This window comes from Streptomyces sp. NPDC001606, assembly GCF_053596835.1.
The window spans coordinates 90,849-112,451 of record NZ_JBSFHC010000009.1; the positions used below are offsets into that span (position 1 = coordinate 90,849).

Annotated in this window: 17 protein-coding genes; 6 read left to right on the forward strand and 11 right to left on the reverse strand. The window is 72.2% G+C overall.

The genetic code is table 11. The features are described 5' to 3' along the window. Window positions 1-3 precede the first annotated feature (3 nt). Window positions 4-2,025 (forward strand): aminotransferase class I/II-fold pyridoxal phosphate-dependent enzyme, encoded by a 2,022-nt coding sequence (locus tag ACWCV9_RS18395; RefSeq protein WP_450787832.1) that lies wholly within the window; start codon window positions 4-6, stop codon window positions 2,023-2,025. Between the two features lie 59 nt (window positions 2,026-2,084). Here the strand turns inward: ACWCV9_RS18395 and ACWCV9_RS18400 are convergent, their stop codons facing one another. The 10 genes from ACWCV9_RS18400 to ACWCV9_RS18445 form a co-directional block, all read right to left on the reverse strand. Then, window positions 2,085-2,744, reverse strand: coding sequence for a DUF4360 domain-containing protein (locus ACWCV9_RS18400; RefSeq protein ID WP_450787833.1), 660 nt, complete (start codon window positions 2,742-2,744; stop codon window positions 2,085-2,087). A gap of 180 nt (window positions 2,745-2,924) precedes the next feature. Next, on the reverse strand, window positions 2,925-3,905 hold the full coding sequence (locus ACWCV9_RS18405; protein WP_450787835.1) for a ribose-phosphate diphosphokinase: 981 nt from the start codon (window positions 3,903-3,905) through the stop codon (window positions 2,925-2,927). Further along, window positions 3,902-4,984, reverse strand: a complete 1,083-nt coding sequence (locus ACWCV9_RS18410) for an alkene reductase (RefSeq protein WP_450787837.1) — start codon at window positions 4,982-4,984, stop codon at window positions 3,902-3,904. The genes ACWCV9_RS18405 and ACWCV9_RS18410 overlap by 4 nt, the downstream gene beginning before the upstream one ends. A 17-nt stretch (window positions 4,985-5,001) precedes the next feature. Continuing rightward, window positions 5,002-5,943 (reverse strand): pseudouridine-5'-phosphate glycosidase, encoded by a 942-nt coding sequence (locus ACWCV9_RS18415; RefSeq protein ID WP_450787839.1) that lies wholly within the window; start codon window positions 5,941-5,943, stop codon window positions 5,002-5,004. Beyond that, window positions 5,940-6,194 carry a tautomerase family protein gene (locus tag ACWCV9_RS18420; protein WP_450787840.1) on the reverse strand — a complete coding sequence of 85 codons (255 nt, stop codon included), beginning with the start codon at window positions 6,192-6,194 and terminating at the stop codon, window positions 5,940-5,942. The genes ACWCV9_RS18415 and ACWCV9_RS18420 overlap by 4 nt, the downstream gene beginning before the upstream one ends. A gap of 114 nt (window positions 6,195-6,308) precedes the next feature. After that, complete coding sequence (locus ACWCV9_RS18425) at window positions 6,309-10,139, reverse strand: non-ribosomal peptide synthetase family protein (RefSeq protein WP_450787842.1); 3,831 nt, start codon at window positions 10,137-10,139, stop codon at window positions 6,309-6,311. A gap of 33 nt (window positions 10,140-10,172) precedes the next feature. Continuing rightward, a complete protein-coding gene (locus tag ACWCV9_RS18430) occupies window positions 10,173-11,090 on the reverse strand; it encodes an EamA family transporter (protein ID WP_450787844.1) in 918 nt (305 codons plus the stop codon). Beyond that, the gene (upp, locus tag ACWCV9_RS18435) at window positions 11,087-11,752 is read right to left on the reverse strand and encodes a uracil phosphoribosyltransferase (RefSeq protein ID WP_450787846.1); all 666 of its coding nucleotides are present in this window, start codon (window positions 11,750-11,752) and stop codon (window positions 11,087-11,089) included. The genes ACWCV9_RS18430 and upp overlap by 4 nt, the downstream gene beginning before the upstream one ends. A 98-nt stretch (window positions 11,753-11,850) precedes the next feature. Further along, entirely contained in the window at window positions 11,851-12,534 is a 684-nt protein-coding gene (locus tag ACWCV9_RS18440) for a phosphoribosylanthranilate isomerase (RefSeq protein ID WP_385844781.1), read from the reverse strand. 82 nt (window positions 12,535-12,616) lie between these two features. Then, window positions 12,617-13,243, reverse strand: a complete 627-nt coding sequence (locus tag ACWCV9_RS18445; protein WP_450787848.1) for a nitroreductase family protein — start codon at window positions 13,241-13,243, stop codon at window positions 12,617-12,619. Between the two features lie 159 nt (window positions 13,244-13,402). Here ACWCV9_RS18445 and ACWCV9_RS18450 point away from each other — a divergent pair, with 159 nt between their 5' ends. Together ACWCV9_RS18450 and ACWCV9_RS18455 are read left to right on the forward strand one after the other, a co-directional pair. Then, window positions 13,403-13,891 (forward strand): MarR family winged helix-turn-helix transcriptional regulator, encoded by a 489-nt coding sequence (locus ACWCV9_RS18450; RefSeq protein WP_450787849.1) that lies wholly within the window; start codon window positions 13,403-13,405, stop codon window positions 13,889-13,891. A 124-nt stretch (window positions 13,892-14,015) separates the two neighbouring features. Beyond that, window positions 14,016-16,970, forward strand: coding sequence for a glycoside hydrolase family 35 protein (locus ACWCV9_RS18455; protein WP_450787851.1), 2,955 nt, complete (start codon window positions 14,016-14,018; stop codon window positions 16,968-16,970). Here ACWCV9_RS18455 and arfA read toward each other — a convergent pair. Further along, window positions 16,957-18,471: an arabinosylfuranosidase ArfA gene (gene arfA / locus ACWCV9_RS18460; protein ID WP_450787853.1), complete on the reverse strand. Its 1,515-nt coding sequence runs from the start codon at window positions 18,469-18,471 to the stop codon at window positions 16,957-16,959. The two genes, ACWCV9_RS18455 and arfA, sit on opposite strands and share 14 nt — an antisense overlap. Before the next feature lie 284 nt (window positions 18,472-18,755). Here arfA and ACWCV9_RS18465 point away from each other — a divergent pair, with 284 nt between their 5' ends. The 3 genes from ACWCV9_RS18465 (at window position 18,756) to ACWCV9_RS18475 (ending at window position 21,598) form a co-directional block, all read left to right on the forward strand. After that, the gene (locus ACWCV9_RS18465; protein WP_450787854.1) at window positions 18,756-19,427 is read left to right on the forward strand and encodes a toxin-antitoxin system, toxin component family protein; all 672 of its coding nucleotides are present in this window, start codon (window positions 18,756-18,758) and stop codon (window positions 19,425-19,427) included. Beyond that, the gene (locus ACWCV9_RS18470; protein ID WP_450787856.1) at window positions 19,424-20,653 is read left to right on the forward strand and encodes an MAB_1171c family putative transporter; all 1,230 of its coding nucleotides are present in this window, start codon (window positions 19,424-19,426) and stop codon (window positions 20,651-20,653) included. The genes ACWCV9_RS18465 and ACWCV9_RS18470 overlap by 4 nt, the downstream gene beginning before the upstream one ends. A gap of 75 nt (window positions 20,654-20,728) precedes the next feature. After that, window positions 20,729-21,598 carry an ATP-grasp domain-containing protein gene (locus tag ACWCV9_RS18475; protein ID WP_450787858.1) on the forward strand — a complete coding sequence of 290 codons (870 nt, stop codon included), beginning with the start codon at window positions 20,729-20,731 and terminating at the stop codon, window positions 21,596-21,598. The last annotated feature ends 5 nt before the right edge of the window (window positions 21,599-21,603 follow it).

A 21,603-nucleotide genomic window follows, 5' to 3' on the forward strand; every position in this document is an offset into this window, starting at 1 on the left:
CCCTTGGCCGGCAACGTCACCTCGTTGTTCCGCGGCACCGGCCCGGTGGACTTCCTTGTGCCGTGCAACCCGTACTTCCCCACCCCGGCCATGTTCGAGGAACTCTCGGCCCGGCTGCACGAGATCCTGGCCTCCGCCCCGAGCGGCGCCGACACGGTCACGGCCGAGCTGTGCGCCCTGCTCCAGCTGCCGCCCGCCTGCGTGGCGATGGGCAACGGCGGCACGGAACTGATCACCTGGATCGATCACCTGCTGGTCCGCGAGTCCCTGGCGGTGCCGGTCCCCGCCCTCGGCCGCTGGACCGAGCAGCCGATGGAGACGGGCAAGCGGGTCGACATGTTCCCGCTCCAGGAGGCGAACGGCTTCGCCCTGGACCTCGCGCAGTACGCCGAGTTCATCCGGGCGCGCCGGACCCGGGTGGCGGTGATCTGCAACCCCGGCAACCCCGACGGCGGCGCCGTGTCCAGGCAGTCGCTGGTGCGGTTCATGGACGCGATGGCGGACCTCGACCTGGTGGTCGTGGACGAGTCCTTCCTGGAGTTCGCCGACGCGGAGGCCGAGCCGAGCGTGGTCCAGGACGCCATGCTGCGGCCCAACGTCATCGTGCTGCGCAGCCTCGGCAAGAGCGTCGGCCTGCCCGGCGCCCGCCTCGGCTACCTGGTGGCGAACCCGGCACTGGCCGGCCGCGTCCGCGCCATGCTCCCCAAGTGGAACCTCAACTCCCTCGCCGAGCACCTGGTGTTCATGCTGCGGGAGTACGGCACCGAGTACGCGCACGCCCTCCAGCAGATCCGCCGCGACCGGCTGGAGATGGCCGGCCTGCTCGCCGCGCTGCCGGGCCTGACCGTCTACCCGTCCCAGGGCAACTTCCTCTTCGTGCGCCTCCCGGTCGGCGCCGAGGGCACGGTCGTCCGGGACCGCATGCTCGCCGAACACCGGATCCTGGTCCGCGAGTGCGGCGACACCATCGGATCCTCCAGCCGCTTCCTGAGACTCGTGGTGCGCCCCCAGGCCGACGTGCGTCGCCTGGTGTCCGGCCTGGAACAGGTGCTCTACGGGTCCGGGAGGGGAGCCGCCGTACCCGGGCCAAGCACCGGGACCAGCTACAGCTCGGGTACGGCGGCGGTGGACCGGCTGGTCGGCTCGACCAACGGGGCCGGCATCCCGGGAGCGGCCGCACCGGCCCGCCCGCTTCCGCCCGCCGCACCCCTTCCGGCCGCCGGCACCGGCATGCCGCTCCCCGCCGCCACCCCACTGGCCGACGGGATGCCGGTGCCTGCGGCGCCTCAGCCGGAGCTGGTACCGGGGATGCCGATGGCTCCGGCGCCTGCGAGCCCCGAGCCGGTGCCGATGCCTGCGGCAGCCCAGCCGGTGCCGGTGTCAGCGGCGCCCCAGCCAGTGGGGGTGTCGGGGGCCATGCAGCCGGTGCCGGGGCCGGGGGCCATCCAGCCGGTGGGGATGCCAGGGGCGCCTCAGCCGGTGCCGGTGGCAGCCGCTTCCCAGCCGGTGGGGGTGCCAGGGGCCTCCCCGTCGATGCCGGCGCCTGCGGCCCCCCAGCCGGTTCCGGTGCCTGCGGCCTCCTCATTCGCACCGGCGCCCGCGGCCTCCCAGCTGATGCCGGTCCCCACGGCCTCGCAGCAGGCGGGGGTGGCGGCAGCCTCCCAGCCGGTGCCCGCGGCCCTGGCCGCCCCGGGGCCGCAGTCACCGGGGCAGCAGCCCCTGATGCCCGTCCAGCAGCCCATGCCCCCGGCTCCACCCTCCCGGGCGCCCGCCGCACAGCCCGCGGCCTCCGCCACCCTGATGGCCCCGCCGGCCGCGTCCGCACCCGCACCGTTCGCCCCCGCCCCCGCCACGCCCACCCCGCCCGGGGTCCCCGCCCGTGGGGGGCTCACCGCGGCTCAGGTGCGCGGTATGACGGCGCCGGCCCCCCTCTCCGCCCAGGGGCTGACCCCGGCTCCGGCCACCGGCTGGCCGAACGCGCAGAGCTGGCCGGACGCCGCGGAGCTGGACCAGGCCGCCGGATAGCCACGCACCCGGCCCGCGAGGATCGCCCCCGCGGGCCGGGGCCTCGGTCGGTGCCTCGGTCAGCCGGACGGGCACTGCTTCCAGGCCAGGTGGTACACCGTGCTGATGTCGCCGTCGGTCGAGTCCATCGTCATGAAACTGACCTTGCCGGGGGCCGTACCGCCCGCGTTCACCCGCAGCTCCGTGTTGATGTTGAAGTTGCGGAGCACCCCGCAGGGCGCCCAGACGAGCTGGGCCCAGTCCGTGCTGTCGGTGGCCTGCCAGTCGTCGTTGTAGGGGCCGGTGAAGGGGTGGGTCCTCGGCACCGTGCTGGAGGAGCCCTGGAAGTAGTACGAGGCCCGCTGCGCGGCGCTCGCGCCGGGCTGGAGGGAGAGGAAGCCCCGGTAGTCCGCGCTGGCGACCGCGTAGGTGAAGCCCTGCGGGACATGGACCACCAGGTTGAGCTGGCAGTTCTTGCGGAAGGCCGTGGGGTCCGAATTGCCGCCGGCCTGCGCGAGATAGGAGCTGTAGGTGACCGTGAAGGCCGTGTTGTCCGGGGACACGGCGACCGCGGCCGTGCCCGCCGGACAGCCGGAGCCGTTCACCGTGGCCACATCGATGACGATCTTGTCCGGGGGCGGGTCGTCGACCACGGGGGACGAGGCGCGCGCGGGGCCTGCGAGGGCGAGGGTGGTGAGCAGCGCGGCGAACGCGCCGCTCACCAGGGGTCTGCCGGTCATGGCTCTCCCTTTCCGGGTGGGGGGTGGCTGTCGCCCCCGGCCTGTGGAGAATCCATGGACGTGCCGTGAAGGCCGGGAGCGGTCCGCAGCGTACGAGCCGCCGCGGCGAGCCGACAGGCCGCTCCCCGGCCATTCACAGCCCCCTTTTCACACCCGCTCCCTCGCCCGTTACCCGCTCCGTCACAGCTCCTCGAGGAGGCTCGTCACCGAGCCGTTCTCGAAGATCTCCCGGATCGCCTGGGCGATCAGCGGGGCCACGGACAGCACCTCCACCTTGTCCAGGCCGGTCGCGGCCGCGGTCGGCAGGGTGTCGGTGAAGACGAACCGGCTGACCCTGCTGTTCTTGACCCGGTCGTCGGCCGGGCCGGACAGGATGCCGTGCGTGGCGGCGACGATGACGTCCTCGGCGCCCCCGGCGTACAGGGCGTCCGCGGCCGCGCAGATCGTGCCGGCCGTGTCGACCATGTCGTCCACCAGGACGCACACCCGGCCCTCGACGTCGCCGACCACCTCGTGCACGCTCACCTGGTGGGCGACGTCCTTGTCCCGTTTCTTGTGCACGATCGCCAGCGGCACCCCGAGCCGGTCGCACCACCGGTCGGCGACGCGGACCCGCCCGGCGTCCGGGGATACCACGGTCAGCCGGTCGCGATCGGTGAGCTTGGCGATGTGGTCGGCGAGCGTCGGCAGCGCGAACAGATGGTCCACCGGCCCGTCGAAGAAGCCCACGATCTGGTCGGTGTGCAGATCGATGGTGATGATCCGGTCCGCCCCGGCCGCGGTGAGCAGGTCCGCCACCAGCCGGGCCGAGATCGGCTCGCGGCCCTTGTGCTTCTTGTCCTGGCGCGCGTAGCCGTAGAACGGGGCGACCACGGTGATGCTGCGCGCGGAGGCCCGCTTCAGCGCGTCGATCATGATGAGCTGTTCCATGATCCACGTGTTGATCGGGGCGGTGTGCGACTGGACGACGAAGCAGTCCGCGCCGCGCACCGACTCCTCGTGCCGGACGTAGATCTCGCCGTTGGCGAAGTCCCGCGCCTGGGTGGGGATCAGGGCCGTGCCCAGCTCGGCGGCGATGCGTTCGGCGAGGGCGGGGTGGGCCCGCCCGGTGAACAGCTGGAGCCTGCGCTCGGCGGTCCGGACGACCGGTCTCGGCTTCACCGGCCGCTGCCCTGGGCGAGCACCGGGTAGTCGGTGTAACCGCGGTGGTCGCCGCCGTAGTACGTCGACTCGTCGGCGGTGTTGAAGGGGCCGCCGGCCTGGATGCGGGCGGGCAGGTCGGGGTTGGCGAGGAACAGCGCGCCGAGCGAGACGGCGTCCGCGAGGCCGTCGTCGAGGACCGCCTGGGCGCTCTGCACACCGGCGGGGAAGGAGTCCGGGGTGGCGTGCGGGTTGACGACGAGACCGCCCTGCCACAGGTCGCGGATCGCCCGGGTCACCGGGCGGCTGACGATCTCGCAGACCTCCAGGAAGGCCAGCTCCGGCAGGGCCGGGACCAGGGCCGCGTAGAGCGCCTCGGTGTCGCCCTCGGCGATGTCGTTGTAGGTGTTGGCGGGCGAGACGCGCACGCTGGTGCGCTCGTTGCCGATCGCCGCGGTGACGGCCTCGGTGACCTCCACGGTGAAACGGATGCGGTTCGCGAGGGAGCCGCCGTAGGCGTCGGTGCGGTGGTTGGTGTTCTCGGCGAGGAACTGGTGCAGCAGGAAGCCGTTGCCGGCGTGGATCTGCACCCCGTCGAAGCCGGCCTCGATCGCGTTGCGGGAGGCGGTGACGAAGTCCTCGACGGTGGCGGCGATCTCCTCCACCGTCAGCTCGCTCGGGACCGGGTAGTCCTGCATGCCGTCCGGGGTGAAGCACTGGCCCGCGGCGGCCACCGGGGAGGGCGCGACGGACTGGTGGGCGCTCTCGTACAGGGAGGGATGGCCGATGCGGCCGGAGTGCATCAGCTGGACGACGATCTTGCCGCCCTTGGCGTGCACCGCGTCGGTGACGGTGCGCCAGGACTTCACGTGCTCCGGGTGGTGCAGGCCGGGGGTGTTGAGGAAGCCCTGGCCGACCTGGGAGGGCTGGGTGCCCTCGGTGATGATCAGGCCGGCGCCGGCGCGCTGGGCGTAGTACTCGGCCATCAGCTCGGTGGCGCCGCCGCAGGGCTTGGCCCGGTTGCGGGTCATGGGCGCCATGACGAGCCGGTTGGCGAGGGTGATCTTGCCGAAGGAGACGGAGTCGAACAGCGAGGTCATGATCTTCCTTTTCCGGTTCAGGAGGTGGCGGTCAGGTGGCGGGCGTGGGCGGCGGCCAGACGGCCCCCGACCTCCGCCGTGGAGATGAGGACGGCCATGTTGGCCTGGGCGGTGCGGCCCCCGGTGGCCCGGTCGACGGCGTGCATCAGGTACTTGGTGAGGCCCTGCCCGGTGACGCCGTCCCACTCGGCCTGGGCGAGCGCGTCGGTGATCGCGGCCTCGGCGACGGCGGGGTCGACGGCGTCCTCGGCGCGCGGCGGGGTGGTGACGACGACTCCGCCGGGGTGACCGGTGGCCCAGTGGGTGGTGACGACCCGGGCGATGAGGTCCTCGTCGTCGATGCGGTGCGGGGCCTTCACACCGCTGGAGGCGCAGTAGAACGCCGGGAAGTCGTCGGAGCGGTAGGAGATGACCGGGACGCACTGCGTCTCCAGGTACTCCATGGTCAGCTTGAGGTCGAGGATCATCTTCGCGCCGGCGCAGACCACGGCGACCTTGGAGCGGGTCAGCTGGATCAGGTCGGAGGAGATGTCCATGGTGGTCTCGGCGCCGCGGTGCACCCCGCCGAGGCCGGCCGAGGAGAAGAACGGGATCCCGGCCAGTTCGGCGGCGACCAGCGAGGAGGCGACGGTGGTGGCGCCCCGGCCGCCGCGGGCGAGCACCACCGGCAGGTCCCGGCTGGAGACCTTCGGGATGCCGGACCCGGAGGCGAAGCGCTCGATGTCCCGCTCAGTCATCCCGACCCGGATCGCGCCGTCCTCGACGCAGATGGTCGCCGGGACCGAGCCGCCCTTGCGGACCGCGGCCTCGACCTGCCGGGCGGTCTCGGCGTTGTGCGGGTACGTCAGTCCGTGCGTGATGACGTTGGACTCCAGCGCGACGACCGGGCGGCCCTCGTGCAGGGCCTCGCGCACCTCTTCGGTGTGGACGAGCGGGATCGCGGGGCTGGTGGGGCTCATCGGTTTCCTTCGGTCGGGACGGGCTCGGAGTAGTGCGGCTGCTTCCACAGCAGGTGGGCCTTGGCCTCGATCTCCGGGGTGTGGACCTCGGTCGTCCACACGGCGGGCTCGACGGGCTCCACGGCGATCGACACCGCGCCCGGTTCGACGCCGAACACCCGGGTGACGGTCTGGGTCAGCGCGGCGGTCAGGTCGGCCTTCTCGGCCTCGGTGAACGTGCGCGGGAAGTGTTTGATGCTGACGTGCGGCACGGCAGCGGACCTTTCGAGTGCGAGGGGGACCCCGCCCCGCGCCGGGGGAAGTCGCGCGGGGCGAGGAGCTGGGGTCGGGATCGTCGGTCGGATCGCGTCAGGATCCGTGCGGGATCACCCGTGGAACGTCACGTGCCGGATGCGGCCGATGAGTTCGTCCACGCCGTGCTGCTTGAGCACGCTGTAGTGGTCGCCGTCGAGGTCGATCACCCGGGGCGGGCGGGCGGAGTAGCCGGAGCTGTTCTCCAGGAAGGAGTAGTCGTCGCCGCGCGCCTTGAAGATCGTCACCGGTGCGTCGATCCGGCGCTCCCGCAGCTCGCGGAAGCTGTACTCGAACTCGTACGTCTCCGCGACGATCCGGGTGATGCGGCGGATCGTGCCCTCGTCGAGGGCGGGCATCCGGTCGTGGACGAAAGAGACGAAGGAGTCCTCGTCCGTGACCCGGCGCAGGCAGGCGTCGACGGCGGGGCCGTGGGCGGTGCCGGCGAAGACGGAGAACAGGATGGTGAGGTAGGCGGGGTTGGCGAAGGAGGCCTCCCGGCCCCAGCGTTCGGCGCCCTTCACCCGTACCTCGGGGTTGCCGGGGCAGATCAGCAGCAGGTTCTCCACCTTCTCGCCGAACTGCTCCAGCTGCCAGGCCGCCTCGAAGGCCACCCGGGCGCCGAAGGAGTAGCCCCACAGGGTGTACGGCCCGGACGGCCGGCTGCGGCGGATCTCCGCCACGTCGGCCATCGCCATCTCCCGGATGGTGGGGTACGGCACCTCGCCCGGGTTGATGCCCTGCGCCTGGATGCCGGTGATGGGGCGGTCCAGGCCGACGCCCTGGGCGAGCAGCCGCAGGTTCATCGGGTAGCCGCCGAGGCCGGGCCAGACGAACACGGGGCTGCCGGAGCCCTCCTGGTGCAGCGGCACCAGCCGGGAGCTGCGGGCCGGGGCGCCGCCGTCGATGCGGGCGGCGAGGTCGGCCAGCTTCGGCGTCTCGAAGATCACCTGGAGCGGCAGTGCGGCACCGAACTCCTTGTTGATCCGGTTCACCAGCGCCACGGCGTGCAGGGAGTTGCCGCCCGAGCCGAAGAACTCGTCCTCGGTGGAGACGCTGTCGTACTTCAGCATCCGGCCCCACTCGGCCGCCAGCCACTGCTCGGTCGGCGTCGCGGGGGCGACGTACACGGCCGAGCCGCGGGCCGTGACGACCTCCGGGAGGGCGGCGGCGGCCTTGGCGTCGATCTTGCCGTTGGCGGTGAGCGGCAGCTCGTTCACCACCACGACCCGCGCCGGGATCATGTAGTCCGGCAGGAACTGCGCGAGATCGTCGCGGATCATCTCGGCCGGTCCCTTGGTGTGCACCGCGTCCTCGGCCATGCCCTCGTGCGCGGCCTGCTCGGGGGTGATGCGGCCGCCGACGAAGAAGTACGAGGCGGGGGCCGCCGGGATCCCGGCCGCGGCGAGCAGGTCGTCCAGCCGCCGGGAGGCCGGCAGCGGGTTGCCGGTCTTCGAGGAGTAGCCGGAGGACATGAAGCCCATGCCGGGGGTGCGCTGGAGGCGGTGCAGCAGGGTGCCGAGCACGATGTAGTGCCGCCAGTCGTCGCTCGCCCGGGAGACCGCGCTGATGCCGATCGACGACCGCTCGTAGACGCCCTGGTTGATGGCGATGACATGGCGCTGTTCCACCACCTGCTCGCCGAGCGGCTCCAGTTCGCCGTCCCGGTGCCGGTACAGGCCCGCCGGGAGCCCCGCGACGCGGTCGCCGTGCGCCTGCACGAACAGCTCCACCTCGTCGGGCCGGGGCCGGTCATGGTACGGGGTGACGGCGAAGGTGCCGAGGTAGTGGTCGTCGGCGTCGGCGTCGAGCCGGGCGGCGACCGCGGCGTCGAAGCCCTCCGGTTCGATGGTCAGGCCGTGCCGGGGCAGTACCTCTTCGAAGACGCCGAGCATGTGCCCGGTCTCGAACTCCAGCACCTCCACGATGTTGTTCTTGTAGACGGGCTCGATGGCCTGCCGCCTGCCCAGGAAGTGCACCTTCAGGGGCGAGCCGCCGCTGCCGGCCGCGTCGCCGACCCGGACCAGGGTGTGGTCGACGGGGTGGTGGTAGTAGACGCCGGACAGGCCGAACAGGCCGTCGGTCTCCAGGTACAGCTGGGTGGCGTACAGGGCGCCCGGCGAGGCGTAGACGTACTTGGGCAGCAGCCGCTCGGCGCTGCGGAACGGGCCGAACCAGCGCAGGAGCGTGCCGAGTTCGCCGAGCGTGAGGTCGCCGGGGGTGCGCGGGGCGGCGGCCTCGGCGGGGCGCGGGGCCAGCAGGGCGCGCACGTCGTCGACGGTCGTCGGGCCGCCGTCGTAGAAGCGGTAGGTCTTGCGGGCGAAGGCCGTGCGGCGCTGCTCCTCGGTGCCCTCGGCGCCGGGCAGCGCGGTGACGGGCCGGCCGGCCAGCCGCTCCGGCGGGCGCAGGCCCGGGTTGGACAGCTGGGCCTTGACCTGGAGCTTGGACGCCTTCGACTGGTGGTGGGCGGCGTCGTCGCGGCCCTGGTCCATCACCGCGGCCGTACGCTCGTTCAGCTCCACCGCGGCGACCAGGGTCCGGCCGCCGGTGCGGGGGTCGTCGGTGACGACCGCGGCGGCCCGGCGCACCCAGGTGTGCTCCTCGATCCGGGAGGCGACCTCCTCCAGCTCCACCCGGTAGCCGCGCAGCTTGACCTGGTTGTCGGTGCGGCCCATGAACTGGATGGTGCCGTCCGGGTTCCACTGGGCGAGGTCACCGGTGCGGTAGAGGCGCTCGGTGGGGTTGAACGGCGAGACGAGGAAGCGTTCCCGGGTCACCTCGGGCAGCCCGATGTAGCCGCGGGCCACCTGGACGCCGCCGATGAACAGCTCGCCGCTCTCGCCGATGTCCACCGGCTGCCGGTTCTCGTCCAGGATGTAGCAGGTGACGTTGTCTGCGGGGACGCCGACGGGGAGGATCGCGGGGGACGACTCGTCCAGCGCGTCCGGGTCCACCCAGTGGGAGGTGGCGTTGATGGTCGTCTCGGTGGGGCCGTAGAGGTTGACCAGGGAGACGCCGGGCAGCGCCTGGAAGAGTTCCTGGGCGAGGGCCCGGGTCAGCGCCTCGCCGCCGGAGAAGACCCGGGTCAGGGAGGTGCAGGCGCCCAGCTCCTCGGTGTCCACCAGGGCCTGGAGCAGCGTCGGCACGCCCTGGAGGGCGGTCACCCGGTGCTCGCAGATCATGGTGATGATGCCCTCGGGGTCGCGGTACAGGCCGGGGCCGCCCATCACGACCCGGGAGCCGACCGCGCAGGCGAGGATCTCCCACTGGGCGGCGTCGAAGCTCATCGGGGTCTTCTGGAGGATGGACACCTCGGGGCCGAGGTGTCCGCAGTTGTCCAGCCAGCGCAGCTGGGAGACGATGCTGCGCTGCTCGATCATCACGCCCTTGGGTTTGCCGGTGCTGCCGGAGGTGTAGATGACGTAGGCGAGCTGGTCGCCCTGCGGTAAGGCATCGGGGGCCGGGGCGCCGGCGGCGGGGCAGTCGTCCAGGGTGACGACGGTGGTGCCCTCGGGGACCAGCCGGCCGAGCCGCTCGCGCAGATGCGGCTGGGTGACGACGACCCGGGTGCCGGAGTTCTCGAGCATGTACCGCAGCCGGGCCTCGGGGTAGTCGGGCGACAGCGGCAGATAGGCGGCGCCGGCGGTGAGGATGCCCCACACACCGGTGACCAGCTCGGCGGAGGGTTCGGTGTAGAGGCCGACGCAGGTGTCCGGTACGACGCCGAGCTCGGTCAGGCGGGAGCCGAGACGGTCGGCCTGGGTGGTGAGTTCACGGAAGGTGAGGTCGCCGCCGGCCGCGGTGACCGCGATGTCGTCGGGGCGCAGCCGGGCCTGGTGGTCCAGCAGGCTGCGCAACGACGCGTGCTTGAAGAACACGCCGGATATAGGTGCCTGGGTGTTCATGTTCTGTGTGTCCCCCCGAACGGTTTTGGTGGCCTAGACCCGGCTCGTGGCACGGGTCGTAGGCGCCTTTGATGTGGTGTCTCTCTTACGGGTGCGGGTGCGGGGCTGGGCGAGGACGACGGCACCGATCACGGCGGCGCCGCCGAGGAGCTGGAGCGGGCGCAGGGTCTGATCGAGGAAGAGGTAGCCGAGGACGGTCGCGCACAGCGGCGAGGCGAAGGACAGGAAGGACGCGGCGAGCGCGGGCAGCTTGGACAGTCCGCGGAACCACAGCACGTAGGCGATGAGCGCGCCGATGATGCAGAGGTAGGCGAAGCCGCCGATGTTGCGCCAGGTGAGGTGGTCCGGCAGGTCCTCGCTGGCGAGGGTGACGGGCAGCAGGGCCAGTCCGCCGACGGTGAGCTGCCAGCCGGTGAAGGTCAGCAGGCTGACGCCCTCGGGGCGTCCCCACTTCTTGGTCAGCACGATGCCGGAGGCCATGCACAGGGCGCCGAGCAGGCCCGCCAGGACGCCGATGCCGTCGAGGCCGGCGTGCGGCTGGAGCACGAGCAGGGCGACACCGGCGGCGGCCAGCAGACAGGAGGCGATGTGCAGCGGCCGGATGCGGTCCTTCAGCAGGACGGCGCCGAGCAGGAGCACGATCATCGGCTGGATGGACATCACCAGCGCGGCCACTCCGCCGGGCAGGTGGTAGGCGGCGAGGAAGAGGAAGTAGAAGAACGCGCCGATGTTCAGCACGCCGAGCACGACGGCCCGCCACCACCAGATGCCCTGGGGCAGTTTCCGGGTGATCAGCAGCAGGATCAGGCCGGCCGGCAGCGCCCGCAGGGTGGAGGCCAGCAGCGGCCGGTCGGGGGGCAGGAACTCGGTGGTGACGAGGTAGGTGGAGCCCCAGACGGCGGGGGCGAGGGCGGTGACCGCGGAGGTCGCCGCGAGGCGTTGACTGCTCACTTCTTGGCTCCGGAATCGGTGGTCCCGAAGAAGCGGTCGCCGAAGTCGCCGATGCCGGGGATCATGAACGCGTGCTCGTTGAGCCGGTCCTCGATCGCGCTGGTGACGATCTTCATGCGGGGCCGTTCCTGGGCGACCCTGCGCAGTCCTTCGGGGGAGGACAGGAAATTGACCATGACGATGTGCTCCTCGCGCACCCCGGCGTCGATCAGCACGTCGACGGCGGCGAGCGCGGATCCGGCGGTGGCCAGCATCGGTTCGAGCAGCAGCACATGGCGCTCGGCGATGTCGTCGGGCAGGTGCTTGTAGTACAGGTGCGGCAGCTTGGTCTGCTTGTCGCGCTGGATGAGGATCTTGCCGATGCGGATGCCGGGGTGGATGTCGCGGAGTTCGCTCTCCATGGCCTCGCCGGCGCGGATGACGGGCACCGCGCAGATCTTCGAGGCGAACTCGAGTCCGTGGTAGGTGGCGCCGACCGGGGTGGTGACCTCCTTCTTGGTGAACGGCAGGAGGTCGAGGCCGTGTTCGAGCAGCAGGCGGATGACCCGGCGCGCGTAGAAGACGAACTCGGCGCGGGGGCAGTCCCGGTCCCGGATGATGGTGTGGATGGCGCGCAGCTGGTCGGTCTGCGGGATGAGATGCACGTTGTGGCCCGTGGTCACGTCGGACTCCTCGGGGTCGGCTGTCGACGGGTACGCGGGGGACGGGGGACGCCCGGGTCGTGTCGCCTGCGCGGCCGGGCGCCCACCCGGCGGGATACTCAGCCGATCTCGTCGAAGGCCCGGCGGGCCTCGGCGACGAACTTCGCGACCTTGGCGCGGTCCTTGCGGCCGTCCGGGCCCTCCAGGCCGGTGTGCGCGTCGACCGCGGCGGGCCGGACCGCGCGGATGGCGTCGCCGACGTTCTCCGGGTTGAGACCGCCCGCCATCATCAGCGGCTTGGGCGAGCGGCGGACCAGTTCGGCGGAGACGTTCCAGTCGTGGGTGAGTCCGGTGGCGCCCTTGGCTCCGGTCCTCGGGTCGAAGGTGTCCGTGATGTACATGTCGACGTACGGGTGGGTGTCGTCGACCAGCTTCAGCAGCTCCTCGGCGTTGTCCTGCTTGACCACGAGGGACTTGAGCACGAACAGGTCGGGCCGCAGCTCCTTCAGCCGGCGCAGCTGGCCGGTCTCCACGTCTCCGTGCAACTGGACGGCGACGACGCCGAGTTCGGTGCAGAACTCGCTGATCTCGTCGGCCTCGGTGAGGTAGCTGATGAGCACGCCGGCGTGCGGGGCCTTCAGGCCCTTGATGATGGCGGCGGCGTCCTGCTCGGGGATGTCGTCCTTGCCGGACGGCAGGCGCAGCGCGAAGCCGAGCCAGTCCGCGCCCTCCCCGATGATCAGGTCGGCTTCGTCGGCGTCGATGACACCGGCGACCTGGACGAGCTTGTTGACAGTGGTCACTGGACCATTCCCCCCTGTGGGACGCGCGGGTGCGCGTGATGTGCGGATGTACCGTGCCGGTCCCCTACCGGCCGTACGTCTCCTACCGGCCGTACGTCTCCTGGTGGACCGTCAGCTCCGTGCTGCGGCGGCCGGGGTGGAGCCGGGCCTCGGCCGGGCGGCCGAGCGGCATGAGCAGGGCGATGTGCAGGTCGTCGCGGTCCGGGATGCCGATGGCCCGCTTGACCTCGGCCTCGTCCCAGCCGCCCAGCGGGCTGGTGGCCAGCCCGGCGGCGTGCGCGGCGATCATCAGGAAGGACGCGGCGATCATGGCGTCCTTGACGGCGTACTCGCGTTCGAGGCCGCGCCGGCGCGGGTCCTCGTAGAAGGCGCGCACGTCGTCCGGCGAGGCCGCGGCGAACCGCTCCGACCACGCACCGCTACGCCGCGCCTGCTCCCAGATGTCGCCGCGGTCCTCGCGCCAGGAGCCGGACTCGGCCACGAAGACCAGGGTCACCGGGGCCTCCTGCGGGTGCGGCTGGCCGCCGGTGGCCGCGGTGAGCGCCTTGCGGCCCTCCTCGCCGGCCACGACCACGATGGACCGGGACTGGAGATTGAAGCTCGACGGCGCTTCCAGGGCGAGTTCCACCAGTTCCCGCAGCAGCTCGGCGGGCACGGGATCCGGCAGGTAGTGACGGATGCTGCGCCGGGAGCGGATGATTCGGGACACGGTGGCGTGGTCCGCGGAAGGGATACCCACAGCAAGACCCCCCATCTTTCGACGTCGAACTATCTGACATCGAAAAGGTATGACATCCTCTAGCCTGAGGTCAAACAGTTCCACGTCGAATTAATCTCGATGAAGCAAAGTGAAGGTGAGGTGACCAACATGCGCGACAGCGTCGACGAGTTCCTCGACCAGTGGGCCGCCCAGCGCAAGGACCTGGATCTCGATGCGATGGGCGCGATCGGCCGGGTGCTGCGTCTGTCCCGGGTGGTCAGCACACGGCTGAAGGACTACTTCGCGCAGTACGGCATGGAGACCTGGGAGTTCGATGTGCTCGCCACGCTCCGCCGCAACGGCCGGCCGCTCACGGCCAAGGAGCTGGCCGCCAGCGTCATGATCGGCTCGGCCGCGCTGACCAACCGCATCGACCGCCTCGTCGGCCGCGGCCTGGTCACCCGCGAGGCCGTCCCCGGGGACCGGCGCAGCCTGCACATCGCCCTGACCGACGAGGGCCGCGAGCTGGTCGACACGACCGTGCAGGGACATGTGCGCAACCAGCGCAGAATCCTCTCCGGCCTGGACGACCAGGAGGCCGAGGAGTTCAACCGGCTGCTGCGCACCCTGCTGGTCTCCCTCGGCGACGTCCGCTGAGCCGAGCGGCACCGCACAGCGGGTGATCATCCCGCGCCGAGCTCCTCCCGCGTCCGCCGCGGGGCGCCCCCATGTGGACAATGACCTGAGCCGCGCCCCGTAAGATCGCCCGGGAGGATCCACCTTGGCGCTCAGCAGACGTACCTTCAGTGCCCTTGCCGGCTCGGCCGCGCTGGGGCTCGTCCTCGACGGCAGCGGCGGCACCGGTATGCCCACGGCGTACGCGGCGCACAGTGTGCCGACCGGCCCGGCGCCCGCACCGCCGAGGGCCGACGGAGCACGGCACACCATCGGTTACGACCGCTACTCGCTGCTCGTGGACGGGCGGCGGCTGGTGGTGTGGTCCGGTGAACTGCACCCCTTCCGGCTGCCGAGCCCCTCGCTGTGGCGGGACGTGCTCCAGAAGATGCGCGCGCACGGCTACAACGCCGTCAGCATCTACGTGGCCTGGAACTACCACTCCCCCGCTCCCGGGAGGTACGACTTCACCGGCGTCCGGGACCTCGACCTGTTCCTGCGCACGGCCGCCGAGACCGGGCTGTACGTCATCCTGCGGCCGGGGCCGTACATCAACGCCGAGGTGGACGGCGGCGGCTTCCCCGGCTGGCTCACCGCGACCCCGGGCACCGCCCGCACCGACGACCCGGAGTACCTGGCGCACGCCGACGAGTGGCTGACCCAGGTCAACCGCATCGCCCGCAGGCACCTGTTCACCCAGGGCACCGGCACCATCCTGCTCTACCAGCTGGAGAACGAGTACGACGCCCACGTCCAGGACGGCGTCGGCGCCCGCTACCTGTCCCACCTGTACCGGAAGGTGCGGGCGGACGGCATCGACGTCCCCCTCTTCCACAACGACAAGGGGCGCAACGGCTACTGGACGCCCGGCTCCTTCGACACCGGCGGCGAGCGGGGCGGCTGGCTGTACGGCTTCGACGGCTACCCCTCGCCCGAGCGGACCCCGCCCGACTGGGGGCTGTTCGGGCCCGGCGGGCAGAAGGGCGGGGCCAGCGCCTCCCCGCACACCCCCGGCTTCGTGCCCGAGTTCGGCGGCGGCTGGTTCGACCCGTGGGGCGGGGCCTGGTTCGACGGCAAGGGGTACGCCGAGGCGCGGCGCACCCGGGACGCCGCCTACGAGCGCCGCTTCTACCTGACCAACCTCGCCAACGGCCTCACCCTGCACAACGTCTACATGACCTTCGGCGGCACCTCCTGGGGCTGGCTGCCCGCGCCGGTGGTCTACACGTCGTACGACTACGGCGCCGCGATCGACGAGGCGCGCACGGTGACCGACAAGATCGCGCCGATGCACCAGATCGGTCATCTGCTCCAGCGCGTGCCCGACTTCGCCAAGCTGGACCGGGCGGCGGACGTGACGGCCGAGGGCCTGAAGGTCTACCACCTGGCCAACCCGGACACCGGCGCCCATGTGTACGTCGCCCGCAACGACGGCACCGACCCGGTCACCACCGATCTGCCCACCGTCGAGGGCAGGCTGCGGATCACCGTGCCCGGCCGGGACGCCAAGCTGATCACCACCGGCCTCGCGCTGGGCGGACGGACGCTGAAGTACGCCAATGTCTCGCCGGTGTTCTGTGTGCGGGCGGGCCGGCAGAACATCGCCCTGTTCGCCGGGCGGAGCGGCGAGATGGCCGAGGTGGTGCTGAAGGCCCCGGTCGAACCGGACGCCCTGCGGATGGACCCGGAGGCCGCCTGGGGCTACGACGGCGAGGCGCTCCATGTGAACGCGCCGCTCGGCAAGGACGGACTGACCCGGGTGCTGGTGCGGCACGGCGAGACCGAGACCCCGCTGCTGGTCCTCTTCGCCGACGACGCCACCTCCGTCCGGGTGTTCCCGTACGACACCCCGTCCGGCACCCTGCTGGTGTACGGCCCGACGCTGCTGCGGCACGCCGAGATCAGGGGCGGGGAGGTCCGTCTGACCGGTGACCTCACCGGCCCGACGGCCATCGAGGTGTGGGGCCCGCGCGGGATCGGCAGCGTGGTGTGGAACGGCCGCCCCCTGGCCACCCGGGCCACCGCCTCCGGCAGCCTGATGACCGACGGTCTGCTGCCGGGCGTCCCGGAGCTGCGGCTGCCGGAGCTGGGCGCCTGGCGGATGCGCCGGGAGAACCCGGAGGCCGGCCCCGGCTTCGACGACTCCGGCTGGCGGGCCGCCGACCGGAAGACGTCGTACAGCACCACCCCCGTCCCGGCCGGGCAGCCGGTGCTCTTCGCCGACGACTACGGCTTCCACTACGGCGACGTCTGGTACCGGGGCACCTTCACCGACTCCACCGGCCTGGAGGAGATCTCGCTCGCCTACAGCACCGGCACCCAGGGCCTGCTGATGGCATGGCTGGACGGCGAACCGCTGGGCACGCACCGGATGCCCGTGCCGGACAAGGACACCACGATCCGCAAGGGCACCTGGACGGCGACCGCCGTCCTCCCGGTCCGCGCGGCGCTGCGCTCCCCCGGCCGGCACGTGCTGTCGGTGCTGGTCCGGCCGATGCAGCACGACGAGGACGGCAAGGCGCTCGACACCCACAAGGCGGCCCGCGGACTCACCGCGGCCACCTTCAAGGGCGCCGCACCGGAGGTCGACTGGCGCATCCAGGGCGCGGCCGCGCCCGACCCGGTGCGCGGGCCGCTGAACAACGGCGGCCTGTACGGCGAGCGGGAGGGCTGGCACCTGCCCGGCTTCCGGGACCACGACTGGGAGCCGGTGACCTTCCCGCGGGCCGCCCGCTACCAGGGGGTGACCTGGTACCGCACCAGGTTCCGCCTCTCGGTGCCGGGCGACGTCGACGCGTCGGTCGGGCTGACCCTGGACGACGACCCGTACCGGGCCTACCGCGCCCAGATCTTCCTCAACGGCTGGAACCTGGGCCAGTACATCAACAACGTCGGCCCCCAGCACACCTTCGTGCTGCCGAACGGCATCCTGCGCACCCGGGGCTCCAACACCCTCGCGCTGGCGGTCCTCTCGGAGTTCACCACGCTGTCGGGCCCCGGGTCCGTGCGGCTGACGCTGCTCGGCAGCGCGAGCGGCGGCCTGCCGGTCACGCCAGTCTGATCACGTTCCAGGACAGCGGCTCCAGCACGGCGGTGAGGGTGCCGTCCCGCAGGGCGGTGCCCTCGACGGGGTGCGGGGTGACCCGCTCCGGGTCGTCCAGGGTGTTGCGGGCGTCGGGGTCGGCGTCCGCCAGAGCGCTGTGCTCGGTGACGGCCGTCAGGTCCAGCCCGCTGAGCGCGACCTCCAGCGGCATCGCCTCGGTGCGGCTGCGGTTGACGGCGAACACGGTGACCGTGCCGTCGGCCGCGCGGACGGCGGTGGCGTGCAGCAGGTCCGTCTCGCCGTACTTCTTCGTCTCGTACGTCGGCGAGTCGACCCGGACGTCCAGCACCTGGCCCCGGCCGTACTTCGAGGCCTGGGCGAACGGGTAGAACGTGGTCTGCCGCCAGGCCGCGCCGCCCGGCTCGGTCATGATCGGGGCGATCACGTTGACCAGCTGGGCCAGGCACGCGACGGTGACCCGGTCGGCGTGCCGGAGCAGGGCGATGAGGAGCGAGCCGAGCACGACCGCGTCCGTGACGCTGTAGTTGTCCTCCAGCAGGCGGGGCGCCTCGGGCCAGTCGTCCTGCCCGAGGGTCTGGGAGTACTCCACCCAGCGGGAGAGGTACCAGACGTTCCACTCGTCGAAGGAGAGGTTGATCCTCTTCTTCGACTTCAGCCTGGCGCCGACGTGGTCGACGGTGGCCACCACGTTCTCGATGAAGGACTCCATGTCGACGGCCGAGGCCAGGAAGGAGTCCACATCGCCGTCGACGGGCTCGTAGTAGGCGTGCAGCGAGATGTAGTCGACCAGGTCGTACGCCTCCTGAAGGACGGTCGCCTCCCACTCGGCGAAGGTGGACATGGCCTGGCTGGAGGAGCCGCAGGCGACCAGCTCGACCCCGGGGTCGGCCTGCCGCATGGCGCGGGCGGTCTCGGCGGCGAGCCGGCCGTACTCGGCGGCGGTCTTGTGACCGGTCTGCCAGGGGCCGTCCATCTCGTTGCCCAGGCACCACAGCCGGATGCCGAAGGGGTCCTTGTCGCCGTGGGCCGCACGCAGGTCGGACAGGGCGGTGCCGGAGGGGTGGTTGGCGTACTCCTGGAGCTCCAGGGCCTCGGCGACGCCCCGGGTGCCCAGGTTCACGGCCATCATCGGCTCGGCCTCGGGGCCGAGCTTCTTCAGGAAGGCGATGTACTCGGAGAGACCGAACCGGTTCGTCTCCGTCGAGTGCCAGGCGAGGTCCAGGCGGCGGGGGCGGTCCTCGACCGGGCCGACGGAGTCCTCCCACTTGTAGCCGGAGACGAAGTTGCCTCCGGGGTAGCGGATCGCGGTCACGCCGAGTTCGCGGACCAGCTCCAGCACGTCGGTGCGGAGGCCTTCGGCGTCGGCCGAGGGGTGGCCGGGTTCGAAGATACCGGTGTAGACGCAGCGGCCGAGGTGTTCGACGAAGGAGCCGAAGAGACGCGGGTTGACGTCGCCGATCGTGAAAGCGGGGTTCAGGGTGAAGCGGGCGGTGCGCAAGGTTCGCCTCCCGGGCTGGGTGTCGTGTGATTCGTCGGCGGGTGCGGGTCGTTGAGGCACGGTTGTTCGGGATTTCGGCGGCCGCTCGTCACTTCGAACGGGACCGTAGATTCCCACCGGCCGTCCGTCAATGGGGTGAACACAGGCTCACAGCCGGTGCAGTTGCGGAACCGCAGGTCGTTCCCCGTTGAACCACGTCGGTGGGATCGCATGACGCGGGCACATCCGCGCGCGTACTCTCGGACGAGCCGCAGACCGGCGGCGAGAAGGGGGAACAGGGACCCATGGGCATCGCGGGCGCGCGCCGGCGAACGGCACGCCTGGCCGCACGGCTGCGCCGCTCCCGCCCGGGCTCGGCGATGCGCTCCCTGGCCGCCGACCTCGCCGCCGCCGTCCAGGCCCGGCCCGGACAGCCGAAGGACGTACGGGAGCTGTGCCGGGCGCTGTGCGCGGAGATGGGCGCGCTGCGCGGCGGCCGCCCGGTGGAGCTACGCTTCGAACGGTTCCCGGACGAGATCGAGGTCACCGGCCTGTGGGTGGAGTTCGCCGACTTCGACCTGGTCATCGTGGAGGAGCGGGCCGAGGCGGTGCAGCAACTGGTCATCCTGGGCCATGAGCTGTGGCATCTGCACGCCGGGCACCGGCACCATCACCTGGCCGGTGCCGGGGCCGCGGCGGCCCGGGCCCTCGCCGACGCGCCCGGCTGGCGGGACGCGCTGACGGTGGCCGCCCGCAACGGCTCCCGGGAGGCCGAGGAGGCCGAGGCCGACGACTTCGGCCATCGCCTCGCCGCCCGGTTCCGTGCCCTCCTCGCCCCGCCCGGGGGCCCGCCCCTGGACCCGGTGCAGCGCTCTCTGGGCTATCGCGGGCGCGAGACGGCGAGCGAGCCGAAGGGGCGCGCCGGTACGGAGGGGGCGGACCGGGCGCCCGGGAAAAGGGCGGGCCGGCTGCGGTGACCGGGCCGGCGTCGGACCCCGCGGGGCTCCTCCGCGAGCTGTACATCTCCTTCTGGATCCCCGCCGCCGTGCTCACCGCCGCGCTGGTGATCAGGCTGCCCACGATCATCCGGCTGTGGCGGGACCCGCTGCTGCGCGCGGTCGGCGGACTGCTGCTGCTGGCCTGCGCGGTCTTCGTCTTCTGCACCCCGGCCACGGTGGCCGCCGTCAACCGGCTGACCGGCGTGCCCAACATCTCGGCGCCCTGGTGCTATTCGCTGATCACCGCGTTCTGCGGGTCCTGTCTGCTGCTCCTCGTCACCTGGCGGGGCGGCCTGGGCAACGGATGCGCCACCGTCCGCCGGGCCGTGCGCTGGGTCGTCGCGGTCTACTCCGGGGTGATCGTCGCGCTGTGGGTGCTGTTCCTGCTCGCCGACGCCCCCGTGGAGCGGGTGCGCGACCTGGACACCTACTACGCCAACACGCCGTTCATGCGCGAGGAGATCCTGCTCTACCTCGTCGCCCACGCGGTGGCCGTGCTGATCACCAACGGGCTGATCTGGAACTGGGTGCGCACCGGGGGCCTGGACGCCTGGCTGCGCGGGGCGCTGAGCCTGCTGGGCGCCGGATACGTGCTGAACCTGACCTTCGACGTGGTCAAGCTGACCGCCGTCACGGCCCGCTGGATGGGCCGCGACCTGGACTGGCTGAGCACCGACCTGGCCCCGCCGGTCGCGGCGGTGTCCGCGATCCTCATCGCGGCCGGATTCATCCTGCCGCACGCCGGCCAGTATCTGCACGACCGCTGGCGGGTCCGGCTCGCGCACCGCGAACTGGGGCCGCTCTACCGGCTGCTGCGCACCGCGAGCGGCGAGGGCGTGCCGTTCCGGCTGCGCGCCACGCCCGAACTCCGGCTGACCCGGCGCGAGACGTTCATCCGGGACGCGCTGCTGCCGCTGGCCCGGTATCTGGAGCCCGGCATGTGCGGCCGCGCGTACGACGCGGCCCGCGCCCTCGGCCATCCCCCGGACCGGGCCCGCGCGCTGGCCGCCGCGGCGGCCGTCCTCGACGCCCTGGAGGCGAGGGGCCGTGCGCCGAGGGCGTCCGGGCCGGCCGAGGAACCCGACACGACGAGTCTGCTCCGGGAGATCGGGGCGGTGTCCCGGGCGCTGCGCCGGCCGGCCGAGATCGAGGCGGTGCGCCGCCGTGCGGCCGCCCCGGCACGGACCGTCGCCGTGCCCGAGTGACGCACGGCATGGGCCGCGCCCGGCCTGCTTGTTAGCCTCCCGCAGTCGAACCGTCGTACGACAGGGAGTCCGCCCGTGCCCCGCATCGCCCTCGCCACCTACGACCCCCAGGGCAGCGCCCACAAGGACCGGGACCTGCCGGTGCTGGTGGCCGCGCTCACCGGCGCCGGAGCCGAGGCGGAGGCCCGGCACTGGGACGACCCCACGGTGGAGTGGGGCGCCTACGACCTGGTCCTCATACGCTCCACCTGGGACTACAGCTGGCGCGCCGGGGAGTTCGGGGACTGGGTGACACGGGTCGAGGCGGTGACCCGGCTCGCCAACCCGGCCGAGATCGTGCGGTGGAACGCCGACAAGCGCTACCTCGGCGAGCTGGCGGCGGCCGGGATCCCCACCGTCCCCACCCGCTACATCGCCCCGGGCGAGCCGGCCGAGCTGCCCGCCGGGCACGAGTACGTGATCAAGCCGACCTCGGGTGCGGGCGCCCGCTTCGCCGCCCGGTACACGCCGGACGACCACGACACGGCGGTACGGCACCTCGCGCGGATGCACGCGGAGGGCTTCACCGCGATGGTGCAGCCGTATCTGCGCGGCATCGACGTCACCGGTGAGCGGGCGCTCCAGTTCTTCGGCGGCCGGCTGCTGCACGCCAGCCGCAAGGGTGCCGTCCTCGCCCCGGGCACCCCCTACGACGCGGAGAAGACCGCCCACCCGGACCTCACCCCCTGGCAACCCACCGACGCCGAACTCGCCGTCGCCGAGAAGGCGCTGGCGGCCGTACCCGGCACCGCGGAGCTGCTGTACGCGCGCGTGGACCTGGTGGACGGCGAGGACGGCCGGCCGTGCCTGATGGAACTGGAACTGGTCGAGCCGAACCTGTTCCTCTTCCTCCACCCGGACTCCCTGCCCCGGGTGACCGAGGCGGTCCTCGCCGCTGCGGCCTGACCCTC